Raw genomic sequence first — 12,178 nt, forward strand, 5'->3', positions numbered from 1 at the left:
TTCTCGCCGGCCGTCCATGGCCTGCCTGTGCGTGCCGCACGCAGACAGGCCGGCTTCCGAGGCGTCCGCCGCGAATCACATCGTGTGATTCGTTCGGCGGCCAATACCGCCTGCCTGTCGGCAGACAAGGCTATGAGCCAAGCCCGAACATCCTGTAATGTATCCCTGGCATTGCAAGTCAGAAAGTTGAGATCAACCATTAAAGTCTTATAAGTATGAGGATGCTCTCTTGACTATGGCCGGTCAATGGGCTAAAAATAGGGCCGTAAAATTTATAATTTCAATGGATCGACTAGCTTAATAAGTGAAACATTTTGCTTAAAAAAAAACATGCCATTTATTTTTTTCTCCTGCTCTCCCTGCTGGCACATCTGGGGCTTTTCTACTATTACCGTAGCTGGTCCCCTGAAATGGACCTGCAAAAACTTTTTGCTTCAACCAAAGAGCCTACGCCCATAAGCATTATAGAACTGCCACCGGAGAAAGACTCTCCAAAAAAACTCGAAAAAAAACCCATCAATCCCCGCTTCCTGGCCGAAAAAAACCGCCGGGCAGAACAGGAAACCCAACTTGAAAAACAAATTCCTGACTCCGGTCCCAACCGGATAAACCAACCGGCAACCCCACCGCCGGCCCCGAAAAAATCGGTGATTGCACGCCCGAAACCGGCAGTAAAACCAGCACCAAAGGTGCAAAAACAAGTGCCAAAGGTGCAAAAACAAGTACCAAAAGAGCCGCAAAAGACCGCCGAAAGCAAACGACGGCAGCCAATGGGTAAAGTACCGATAAGCCGCCAATCAAAAGCGCTGCAGGAAGCCAGGCGTTCGGTCAGCAAAAGAGAAACTCCAGAAGTAAAAAAATCATCAGAGGCAGCCAAAAAACTGTTCCCCAGCTATGATGAATTGACCCAAATCTCCCGGGAAAGTGCAAAAAAACAACGGGCGAGCAAGCTACCGGAAGACATTGACAGCGGCAAAAGTATTCAGCTGAATACGGCACAGTTCAAGTTCCATTCTTATTACATCAATCTAAAACGGAAGATAGAGCTAGTCTGGGAGTACCCGTATCTGGCCAGGGAATCAGGCCTGCAGGGCAGACTACTGATGAGATTTGTGATCAACCGGGATGGAAGTCTGGCGGAAGCCAAAGTATTACGATCATCTGGATTTGCACTGCTGGATCGGGAAGCCTTAAGGGCGGTTCGAGATGCCGCTCCTTTTCCACCATTACCGGCGCGAATGAACTCTGATCGCCTGGTTGTCAATGCCACCTTTGAATATCTACTTACTTACAAAACTATTCATTGATGGCGGTAAAACTTTATCTTCGACCTTATACCACAACCTTCGGTTTTACAACGCACGGGAAATGAATGGTGTAAGGTACAAGGTATACGGTTTATGGGGAACACCATTTTTACTTCAATGGCAAATTATGCTGCGGCAGCTTTATCTTTGGCAACCGGTTTGCTCTCTTTTTCCTTTTCGTTTTTGGCTCCTGTTTCACCGGCAGAACCCGTCTCTTTACCATTGTCATTTTTACTACCATTGCCCTTGCCATAATCGCTGACATACCAGCCCGACCCCTTTAAAATAAAACTGGTCGATGAAATTAATTTACTCACCGGCCCGCCACATTCAGGACATTCCTTAACCGGTTCATCGGTTATTTTCTGCAAGAGATCAAACTGGTGCTGGCATTTTTCGCAGCGGTATTCATATATCGGCATTTGACAAACTCCTTACAACAACTAACGCGGGCCTTGCCCGCAACCAAAATTTTATTTTACCATGAAGGACTGAAGAACATGAAGTTCAGTTAGAAAATCTTCAAGCTCTTCATGTCTTCATGGTTACATATTTTTCTTGTTTTTTTTATGACTGACTTTCAGTAGCAAGACACTAAATAGTATCATCTGAATTGAGCGATTAGCTTTTTAGCCGTTAGCTATTAGTTTAATGATTACAGGGGTTTCACTATATAAAGCTACCTGTTGGGTGTTGTACCTTATTAACGTAAAACCTTAATTTTAGTCAGCTAAATACTAAGAGCTAACTGCTCAACTTAGACATCATATAACCAGATGGAATTACTTACTTTTCCATCCGTCTAAGTTGTACTTTCAGCCGGCAGAAACAGGTCACAGGATTCCTTATACCCCCAGTTTCTGCCGTAAAAGCGCCGGGGCCATCTCCGGAATCGCAAAGGTTTTCAACCTGGACTTGAGCCCAGCAACCTGTTCCACCCGAGATTTTGGCAAGCCTAGCAACCCAGCCAAAAATTCGCGGCACATTTTGTTGGCCGCTCCTTCTACCGGCGGGGCTGTCAGGCTGATTTTTACCGCATCCCCATGGATGCCGAGAACACGATTCATGGACGCCCGCGGTTGAAGCTGCACCCGAAACAGCAGCCGACCCTTACTTTCCCGATACCACAAGCTCATCAGCAGAATACCAACTGCCCGCCGATACTTATCCGGCAATCAGCCGGAAAGTCGGAGGGCAAGGTCAAATAGCGATTTAACCAGAAAAGACTGGAGAAACATAATGATCAAAAAAACAATAATCGGGGAAAAATCCATCCCCATCCCATATGTGGGGATCATTCTCCTGACTCTGGAGAGCACCGGTTCCGTCACCTGGTAAATGAACCGGACAATCGCATTGTAAGGATCGGGATTCACCCAGGAAAGTACCGCTCGGGCAATAATAAGCCACATATAGAGAGAAAGGACAATATCCAGAATTTTGGCAAAACCTACCAGCAAATTACTCAAAACAAACATATCTCCTTCCCCCAAACGGGTTAAACCGCATGACCCACATCAACCTATCAAACCAACAACGGCTATTTGCCGGCCCGTTATACCATGCTCCCGGCGATAGGAAAAGAAAAAATTTTCGCAAGCCGTACACAGGTTTGCCACCTTTATTGCCGCTGGCAAAACCCCAAGCTCCTGAAGCTGCAAAACCTGCAACCGCACCAGGTCCAGATAATAATTGCCGGACAATTCCTCATGCCACTTATGGTCAACGGCAAAAGGCGGCTCTGCAGCAAATTTTTTTATAAGTTCTTCTCCTACCTGATAACAGCAATGACCGATACAGGGCCCCAGTAAAACCAACAAATCCGCTGGGGTAACCCCATAATTCATTTCCATGGCCCTCATTGTCCGGGGAACAACCCGGGCCAAGATACCTCGCCAGCCGGCGTGGACAGCAGCAACTGCCCGAGCCTGCCGGTCAATGAGTAAAACCGGCAGGCAGTCAGCAGTCATCATCCCCAGCAGAATGCCTCGCTCAGCAGTTATCAGTGAATCCGCCGGCTGAGCTTCCAGTTCATTAGCCGACATTGTGCCATCTACCGCCAGAAAACTGCAGCCATGAACCTGGGAGGCGGTATAGACAGGCACCCCTTCACTACCGGTCACAGCGACCGACAGCAAGCGGCGATTCTCCTTCACCCTCAGGGAATCGTCACCCACATGATAAGCCATGTTGGCAGTCGCATAGGGAGGATCACTTATCCCGCCCTTCCTGGTAGAAAAAGCAGCCCAAACCGGCAAACCGGTATCAATGGTAAAGTAGGAAATGGCTCCTGATCCGTCAAGGCCAAAAGCTAACTTGCTCTTCATTTAATTCCTGTCCAGGTCAAGCCGACGGAGTCTGCACAGTAAATCTTCCAGATCATCAGGAACCGGGGCAGTAAATTCCAGGTATTCCCCGGATCGTGGATGGACAAAACCCAGGAGTCTGGCATGCAGAACTTGTCGGGGGAAATTCCTTAAAAAGACCAGCTGAGCATCGCCGGCATACTGACGCTCAATACCTTTTTTTCCATAGACCTGATCCCCTACCAAAGGATGAGATGCTTCGCTCAGGTGAACACGAATCTGATGAGTACGGCCTGTTTCCAGCTTGAGACGTAAAAAGGTGGTCGCTGGTAACCGTTCAAGCACTTCATAGTGAGTGACTGCCCGCCGACCGCCCCGCATAACTGAAGCCATTTTTTTCCGGTCCCGGGGATTACGTCCCAAATTAGAGGCAAAACTTCCTTTTGGCTGTTTTATCCGACCATAAACAAGAGCTACATATTCCCTGGCGATGGTATGCTGTTTAAACTGCCGGGATAAATGTCGATGGGAAAAATCATCCTTGGCCACCACCAGCACCCCGGAGGTATCCCGATCAAGGCGATGAACAATACCCGGGCGCAACTCTCCCCCGATTCCAGCCAGATCATGGCAATGGTGCAAAAGTGCATTAACCAGGGTACCATCCCAGTTACCGGCGGCCGGGTGCACTACCAGTCCCGCCGGCTTATCCAGCACCAGTAAACTTTGGTCTTCATAGAAAATGTTCAGGGGGATAGCTTCGGGAAATACCCGGTGAGGCTTTGTCGGGGCCGGATTAACCAGGCTGATCTCTTCACCTCCAGTTAACAGAAATGAGGCTTTCCTGGCTTGGCCATCCACCAGCACAAGTCCTTCCCTGATCAGCGTCTGCAGTCGACTCCGGGAAAATTCATCTACTGCCTCATGGAGAAAGATATCTAACCTTTTTTTGCCGTCACCGGCATACGTGTAGGTAAGCACATCCTGGGATACAACCGGTTCAGTCATATAATTGCTTCATTTTTCAGAAAAAATCCGGGGATGTGTTATTTCGCAGAAGTTTTTGCCGCAATCATTTTTATCAGTTTTTCGGCCTCCGGGAAATCATTTTTCAATCCCAGGGACTTTTCCAGATACACCAACGCTTCCGACCACATTTCCTTGCCGATATATGCTCGAGCGAGGTTGAAATGAAGGATGTGATCATGGGCACTTATTTCCAATGCTTTACTATAATTGGCAATGGCTTCATCATACATTTTGTTCTGGCGCAAATCTATGCCAAAATCATTGAAAAGATGCTTATTATCCTCTTCAAAAAGAGCTTCTATCTGTGACAGCTGGCGAAATATCTCCTGAGCTTTTTCCTTATCACCCCTTTCCAGGTGTAATTTTCCCATACCGTAATAGGCCTTGACGTTTTCCTCATCGATTTTCAAGGCTGAATCATACTCAAACTCGGCACTGTTGTATTCCTTGCGTTTGAGATGCAGGTTGCCACGAGAAGCAAGCTTATCCGCCTGCGCTTTATTTCGCAGATGGCCGGCATCGAGTTTCTGGGATGGGGGGATGTAATCTTTTTTGGGCTTGCAGCGACGAAGGAACTCCTCCATTTCCACCACTTCCCTGATATTAGTCGGTTCCCCGGACATATTCAGCAGGCACATTTCCACTGTCCCGTCCGGTCGTTCTTTGGCCAGAAAAATATTCTCCCCAGTCGTCTGGCGCTTGGTAGCTCCGGTTCCCAAAGATATTTTTACCTGTTCGCTGTAATATCCACCAATTTTATCAGCTTCAGTCATCGGGTCATTCTCCTTATAACCTACGATTTAAAGCCCACCCCGCCAGAACAATAATCATAATCATCATTTCAGCTCAGCACCGGACAAATCCAGCTATTTTATCTATATTCGGCAATAATAATATTTTTTTGAGTTTTAACAGCCAAACAAAATTATCAAAGGTCATTATGGCCCGATAAAAACCGTTAAACAATCCGCGGGAGCTGCCGAAAGTAAGGATAATCCGGAACACAACCTAACCGGACACTATTTAAAAAAAGCAGAATAAAATCAAAATTATGACTACTCCCAAAACCACATTGAACCAACTGGAAGAATTTTTCCAGCAGAAAAATTCAGGAAATCTTTTTCAGCGGCTGGAGATTCCATCCCCGGATGACCCACTCTATCTTTTGTGCACCCGAATCAATCAATTTTTAGAACGACTTTCAACCCCAGCCGTTGCAAAAAACCTCCACAACCCGTTATTAACAACAATCCTGGAAAATGCCCCCTATGGAATCATCAATATCGATGCCCACGGGAACATACATTTCAGCAATCGGCTGGCTGGTTTTCTACTCGGGGAGTCAAACAAATCAGTAAACGGCTTAAATCTCATCGAAATCCTGGCAGAAAGAAAGGCCGACAGCAAAAGTCTTCGCCTGATCATTGACGGGAATCCCGGATTACAGCCACAACGGACAACTATTTCCTTACCTGACAAAGATGACTCCATCACCCTTTCTTTTACCATGATACCATACCAGGATGCTGATAGCAGTCAACAGCAGTTTTCCATTTTCATCGAGGATTTAACCGGGAAAAACGCCCTGTCAGAGACGATAGAATCCTACACCGAAAACCTGGAATCCATGGTCAAGAACAAAACCAAAGAAATTCAAGCCATGCAGCTTAAAATGATTGACGCTGAACGGACCGCCGCAATGATCAGCACGGCGGGAGGCATCGCCCATGAATTGAGGCAACCATTAACAGCCATTATCGGTGCTTCAGAGCTGCTAACTGATAATCCCAGCAAAACCCTGGGTGACCGCCAGGAAAGAAAGCTCAAGATGATTTACCACCAATCCTTGCGGATGGCAGACATTATTAAAAAGATGGAAGAACTGGTATCATATCAAACCAAAGACTATGTCACCGGGACAAAAATCCTGGATATCAATGGGGCCAGCAAGCAGCAATAAAAACATGCTGCTCACCGATACATGCTTTTTAAACGGCGCCATCTGGGGCGCCGTTGATTTTTTGGCAAACATAGCGTTAAAATTGCTTGGTTCAGACCAGGAAGAACGGGGAATATTAAAGGCTGTCTTGAAAAATGTGAATTTTTGTTTGAGTACAAGGCAGGCGAAAATTATAACCGCAGGAATATATTTCATATTTTGAGGATTATAATTTGAGCCTAACGCAGTAATCGAGCAAAAAGGCCATTTTTCAAGGTAGCCTAAAAAACCGGGGATGGAATAACCCCCGGTTTTTTTACAATTGAGAAAACCACCTGCCGGAAACCCGTCCCGGCAAACATCAAGCTCATGAAAAACCGCTATTAGCAGCACAAGAGCCCGTTGAAGATGAACTGTGGGAAATAGAGCAGGCTGTCACCTTTTTAGCCGGTTTCGGCGCCCCACACTGAGGACAGGTCAATGAGTCACCTACCTCTCCCATTTTTTGCAGCACTTCAAAACAATGACCGCATTTCTGACAACAATATTCATAAATAGGCATAAGTTATTCTCTTTCCTTAGGGTTAACCGATTATATTTATTTATCCTGGCCACCGGCCCGACAATCCATTCCCATATGTTCCACGAGAGAACTGACAATCATTTTACTGATCTCATCGCTGACCCAGTAGCGCATGGACACCCCCTCCCTGGCGGAATCAACTATGCCTTTACCTTTCAGTACGGAAAGATGCTGGGAAACAGTCGCCTGGGGCAAATCAAGGCAATTCCATATATTTTTAACACATGATTCTTCGGTTAAAAGAGTCTGAACAATGCGAAGGCGAATGGGGTGTCCCAAAACTTTTAAAATCTCAGCCACCCGTACACAAACTTGATCACTCACAATCAACCTCCCATCAGCATCAATAAAATAACGATAAGGTTTAATACCACCATCACTCTTTCACTCACCTATTCATTATCAATATATATAAATTATGTAAAGGGGAAAAACATTTTTGACGATTACAACCCGGGAGTCAGGGAGTCGGCCTGTTCATGAAAATCGGGACAAACATAGTCCTCATCCGACATTTTATCAACGAGATAAAAATTACTTGTCTATCAACCCAGGATATGAAATAGCATACTGGGAAAACAACCCATTATGGCCAGAAGGGGCAGAGCTTAACCATTTTATGAGTAATTCAGCACAACATATTGAGAAACTGGATATTTTTATTCACCTGGATGAAATCAATGGGGAGCAATACGCCTATTTGTCCATCAGGCCCAATTCACGCATCCTGAACCCAACCGCAGCAGCGGTCAAGAGTGAAATTCTGGTCAAAATGAAACAAGTAATCGCGGACAGTAGAATCATCCATGGCCTGCCGGAGACCCAAGAGCTGAGAAAACATATCGGGATATACCTGGAAGGATACCAGAGACAGGGGGGCTACCGGGATTACTTTACCATCCGGGTGGCATCCCCGACCATGCCCCAACGGGGAGCGGACAGTTATGTAGAGGAATTAATCGATCTGGAACTGAAACCAGGTAAAATAACCGATGAAAAAAGCGGCAAAATTGATTTTCATGACTTGGGATTCAGCGACAAACTGGTTAAAAAGAACAGCAAAATTGCTGTTTTGACCCACGCTACTGCCGGAGTTGACGGAACAACCATTTATGGCGACCAAATTCCGGCTGAAGCGGGCAAAGAAGTGGTTAAACTTGTCTATGACCGCAAATCAATCACCGCCGAGGAGCAACCGGAAAAAAACCGGACAATTCTCAAAGCACTCATAACCGGCTTTCTCTACCGGGATCCGGTAAAAGGTTTTTTCATTGACCCGGATGTTCTGGTTCGCCAAGTGGATTTTTCTACCGGCAATATTGCCATCAAAGAATTCAACCAGGTAGCAACCGTCATTAAGGTTGAGGGGTCCAACAATATTCTCCAGGATACGGTAAAGCCGGGATTCAGCCTGATGGCTAAGGAGATTACGGTCAACGGCAATGTTGGCCGGGGAGCCGTGCTGAAAGGAGAAAATATCAAAATTTCCGGCATCGTCGATCCGGGTGCCAGGATAACCGGCAATCATATCTCCATTAACAAGGTGGTGGGCGCCTTCATTGAGGGCGATGATGTCCAGATCAACGCTGTGGTTGAAAATGCCACCATCATCGGCCGACAGGTAATGGTTAAAACCTGCATAACCTCAACCCTGAAAGGTTCTGAGGTTATCATTCGTGAGGCAATGCATGCCGGTACCGTCACCGCCGGCAGTTTTATTTACTGTCATGGTATTTTCAGCAACGGAAAATCGGTCCTGCGTATCGACCCGATGGCTTTGCCGGCTTACCGGCAGCAGGAAGAAGAAATAAACCTGGAAATGAAAAAGTTGTCAACCAAACTGGATCATTTCACCCCTCAAGTGACCAAAAAAGTTCATCTTCGATCTCAACTTGAAAAAGAGATCAGCCATCTTATTCAAACCATCGAACAACAGAAGAACAGAAGCTTAACTGATCAGCAAAAAGCCGCAATTATGCAGTTGATTTCCCATGGAAGAATCGATGAGCTCCGCGAACGACTACAGATCTCCATCACCGCAATTATGGCAAAACGTCTTAAAACCTACCATTTGATCTCCCAGGAAATTGCCGAACTAAAGATCAGCGAAGATGCCATTATCAAGGAGCTTTCCACTATTAAGCAGAAACTCATCGAACTTAAGCTGTCCTACAGCCAGGGACTCATAGTGGTAAACAATGCTGGTGAAGGTGATAGCCAGATTGAGTTTGCGACTTTTTCCCGGCCGCCGGCCGCCAGCAGTCAGACCACGTTTTTCAGTTTCAACCGTCAGGAACAGAAAATCCTTGCCGGGACTACCCCTTTTTCCTGGAAACCAGAAGATAGTCGACTAGCTCCCTTGAGTCCTCAGGCATTGAAGATAATTAACCAATTTTCTCCTGCCGTCAAACCATGAGCGATAATAAACGGCAAATTATCCGGGCCGCCGGCATCGTCAGCAGTGCAACCTTTGCCAGCCGGATTCTCGGTTTTGTCCGGGATATGGTTATTGCTCGTTTTCTGGGTACCAGTTTTACCGCCGATGCCTTTTTTGTCGCCTTCAGAATTCCCAACCTGCTCCGCCGGCTTTTTGGCGAGGGCTCACTGACCGCCTCTTTCATCCCGGTTTTCAGCCGTTATCTGGCGGCAGATAAAAGACAGGAAGCCCGTGACATTGCCCAGACTGCACTTACCCTGGTCTCCATCATCCTCGTCCTGGTAACCATTGCCGGGATCATTTTTTCACCATTGCTTGTTAAATTAATTGCCCCCGGATTCCAGCACAACCCCGACAAATTTCAGCTCACTGTTTTTCTCAACCGCATCATGTTCCCTTACATCCTGCTCATCGGCCTGGTGGCGTTGTCCATGGGAATCTTGAATTCCGTTGAACATTTCTTTGCCCCGGCCCTGGCGCCGGTATTGCTGAATGTCTGTATGATCACTGCCATCTGCCTGCTCAGTCAGCCCCTGGAAAACCCGCCGCTGGCCCTGGCCATTGGCGTTGTGCTGGGAGGGATTACCCAACTGGCCTTTCAGGTGCCATTTTTACACCGGGCGGGGTTTTCTCTGATTCCCAAATATCATTTCCGTCATCCGGCAATCAGGGATATCATGAAACTCATGGGACCGTCACTCGTGGGCCTGGCCATCACCCAGATCACCATCTTTGTCAATACCCTGCTGGCTTCATTTCTGGTTGATGGCAGCATTTCTTTTCTCTATTATTCCGACCGGTTGGTCCAGTTTCCCTTAGGTATTTTTGCCGTCGCTTTAGGCACGGCAATCCTGCCAACGTTAAGCAAACAGGCTCATGGCGAGCAGTGGGCTGATTTTTCGCAAACCTTTTCGCTGGCAATTCGGGGATTGTTGTTCATCACCCTGCCGGCCATGGCCGGGCTGATTGTCTTAAGCAAACCCATCATCTATGTACTTTTTCAACGGGGTCATTTCGATGCCCATTCAACCATCATGGTCTCCCAGACACTGATTGCCTACACCTGCGGATTGTGGGCCTACGCCGCCCTGCGTATTATTGTGCCGACATTTTATTCACTTCAGGATGCCGCTACACCAGTGAAAGTCGGGGGAATCGCCTTAGTAATAAATATTATTGTTGCCCTGGCATTGATGTTCCCGCTCAAGCATATCGGCCTGGCCCTGGCGACTGCCATCTCAAGTGCTGCCAATTTTCTTATTCTCCTCTTCCTTCTATTCAGGAAAAAACAGCAGCAAGTGAAAATCAGGGGAATAATGAAACCCCTGATACAGGCACTGGCGGCATCAGGAATTATGACCGCATCGTTATTAATGCTGACAAAACTTCCCTGGTTTGCCATCAGTTATAGCCATCAGTTGCTAGATGCCGGGAAATTAATCGCCTTGATTGCTGCCGGCGGAGTGATATATGCTCTCAGTTCTCTGGCCCTGGGAAGCCGGGAAATGGCCGCTATGGCCGCTCTGATCCGAAAAAAGATACGATGAAAAACTCTAGGGCAGTGAAATTTATTCTTCTCGTTATCATGACCATTATCATGGCCATGGCAATCGCAGGCCTCGAACTTTATCGCTTTGCTCATCGGCCAAGTGTCCGGAAAACCACTATTCTCCTGGTAAATCCTGGAGATTCCCTGCAAAAGGTCAGCCGACAGCTTGAGAAATCAGGTCTTGTTTCTTCCGCCCGGAAATTTTCCCTTATTGTCCGGATTCGTGGTCTTGCCAACCGGATTCAAGCCGGAGAATATGAATTTCAAACCGGGGAAACTCCACTAGACATAATCGAACAACTGATTACCGGTCAGGTAAAAACCTACCAGATCACCATTCCCGAAGGTTTTACCATGGAGGAAATTGGTGATTTGCTGGCTGAACGGGCCTGCGGAAAAAATGAATTCAATCACTTGGTTGTCGACCGGAAATTCATGCAACCATGGAAAATCGAGGCACCTAATTGCGAAGGCTACCTCTTTCCCAGTACCTACCATTATAGCCGAAATACCGGCTGCCGGCAGTTACTGTCTCTCATGCTCAAAACTTTTACTGACCAGTATAAAATAATCTCGGACAGGGTCACTAAGCCATCATCCTACAGCCGTCATGAATTGGTAATCTTGGCATCAATCGTCCAGAAAGAGGCGGGAAATGAGGAGGAAATGCCGATCATCGCCGCCGTGATTTTCAACCGGCTGCAAAAAGGCATGCGACTGCAATGTGATCCTACAGTTATCTACGGACTGGGAAAAAGATTTGACGGCAACCTGCGAAGAAAAGATTTAAAAGACTCATCACCTTATAACACCTATCGCCACCGTGGCCTGCCGCCAGGGCCCATCTGCAATCCGGGGGCCAGTGCTCTGCGGGCGGTTAATTTCCCGGCTTCGGTTGATTATCTCTACTTTGTCTCCCGCAACAACGGCAGCCATCATTTCTCATCCACCCTGAAAGAACACAATCGGGCCGTCAGACGTTTTCAGAAAAAAAGGATAAAAACAGAGAAGTAAAGGAAGTAATGGAG

14 protein-coding genes are annotated in these 12,178 nt (G+C 47.0%); 6 read left to right on the plus strand and 8 right to left on the minus strand.

The window, feature by feature from the left end; translation table 11 throughout:
• On the plus strand, positions 1-213 hold a 213-nt coding region (locus U9P07_02790; GenBank protein MEA2108336.1), incomplete at its 5' end, for a hypothetical protein.
• A gap of 101 nt (positions 214-314) precedes the next feature.
• Entirely contained in the window at positions 315-1,307 is a 993-nt protein-coding gene (locus U9P07_02795; GenBank protein ID MEA2108337.1) for an energy transducer TonB, read from the plus strand.
• 125 nt (positions 1,308-1,432) lie between these two features.
• Here U9P07_02795 and U9P07_02800 read toward each other — a convergent pair whose 3' ends face one another.
• The 6 genes from U9P07_02800 to U9P07_02825 form a co-directional block, all read right to left on the minus strand.
• The gene (locus U9P07_02800) at positions 1,433-1,729 is read right to left on the minus strand and encodes an FmdB family zinc ribbon protein (GenBank protein ID MEA2108338.1); all 297 of its coding nucleotides are present in this window, start codon (positions 1,727-1,729) and stop codon (positions 1,433-1,435) included.
• Between the two features lie 423 nt (positions 1,730-2,152).
• Complete coding sequence (locus U9P07_02805; protein MEA2108339.1) at positions 2,153-2,443, minus strand: DUF167 domain-containing protein; 291 nt, start codon at positions 2,441-2,443, stop codon at positions 2,153-2,155.
• Positions 2,444-2,482: 39 nt separating this feature from the next.
• Positions 2,483-2,785, minus strand: a complete 303-nt coding sequence (locus U9P07_02810; GenBank protein ID MEA2108340.1) for a YggT family protein — start codon at positions 2,783-2,785, stop codon at positions 2,483-2,485.
• 39 nt (positions 2,786-2,824) lie between these two features.
• The gene (gene pgeF / locus U9P07_02815; protein ID MEA2108341.1) at positions 2,825-3,634 is read right to left on the minus strand and encodes a peptidoglycan editing factor PgeF; all 810 of its coding nucleotides are present in this window, start codon (positions 3,632-3,634) and stop codon (positions 2,825-2,827) included.
• Complete coding sequence (locus U9P07_02820; protein ID MEA2108342.1) at positions 3,635-4,621, minus strand: RluA family pseudouridine synthase; 987 nt, start codon at positions 4,619-4,621, stop codon at positions 3,635-3,637.
• A gap of 38 nt (positions 4,622-4,659) precedes the next feature.
• Positions 4,660-5,415 carry a tetratricopeptide repeat protein gene (locus U9P07_02825; GenBank protein MEA2108343.1) on the minus strand — a complete coding sequence of 252 codons (756 nt, stop codon included), beginning with the start codon at positions 5,413-5,415 and terminating at the stop codon, positions 4,660-4,662.
• A 278-nt stretch (positions 5,416-5,693) separates the two neighbouring features.
• On the opposite strand from U9P07_02825, the gene U9P07_02830 reads away from it, so the two are divergent.
• On the plus strand, positions 5,694-6,602 hold the full coding sequence (locus U9P07_02830) for a histidine kinase dimerization/phospho-acceptor domain-containing protein (GenBank protein ID MEA2108344.1): 909 nt from the start codon (positions 5,694-5,696) through the stop codon (positions 6,600-6,602).
• A 346-nt stretch (positions 6,603-6,948) separates the two neighbouring features.
• On the opposite strand, the gene U9P07_02835 is transcribed toward U9P07_02830, so the two are convergent.
• Positions 6,949-7,143 (minus strand): zinc ribbon domain-containing protein, encoded by a 195-nt coding sequence (locus tag U9P07_02835; protein ID MEA2108345.1) that lies wholly within the window; start codon positions 7,141-7,143, stop codon positions 6,949-6,951.
• 36 nt (positions 7,144-7,179) lie between these two features.
• Positions 7,180-7,488, minus strand: coding sequence for a metalloregulator ArsR/SmtB family transcription factor (locus U9P07_02840; protein MEA2108346.1), 309 nt, complete (start codon positions 7,486-7,488; stop codon positions 7,180-7,182).
• A gap of 295 nt (positions 7,489-7,783) precedes the next feature.
• Between U9P07_02840 and U9P07_02845 the strand changes: the two genes are divergently transcribed.
• Genes U9P07_02845 through mltG form a run of 3 tightly spaced genes read left to right on the plus strand, consistent with a single transcriptional unit; the run spans position 7,784 to position 12,164 of the window.
• Complete coding sequence (locus U9P07_02845) at positions 7,784-9,580, plus strand: flagellar assembly protein A (GenBank protein ID MEA2108347.1); 1,797 nt, start codon at positions 7,784-7,786, stop codon at positions 9,578-9,580.
• Positions 9,577-11,148, plus strand: coding sequence for a murein biosynthesis integral membrane protein MurJ (murJ, locus tag U9P07_02850; protein MEA2108348.1), 1,572 nt, complete (start codon positions 9,577-9,579; stop codon positions 11,146-11,148). The genes U9P07_02845 and murJ overlap by 4 nt, the downstream gene beginning before the upstream one ends.
• Positions 11,145-12,164 carry an endolytic transglycosylase MltG gene (gene mltG / locus U9P07_02855; protein MEA2108349.1) on the plus strand — a complete coding sequence of 340 codons (1,020 nt, stop codon included), beginning with the start codon at positions 11,145-11,147 and terminating at the stop codon, positions 12,162-12,164. The genes murJ and mltG overlap by 4 nt, the downstream gene beginning before the upstream one ends.
• The last annotated feature ends 14 nt before the right edge of the window (positions 12,165-12,178 follow it).

This window comes from Pseudomonadota bacterium (assembly GCA_034660915.1).
Lineage (GTDB): Bacteria > Desulfobacterota > Anaeroferrophillalia > Anaeroferrophillales > Anaeroferrophillaceae > DQWO01.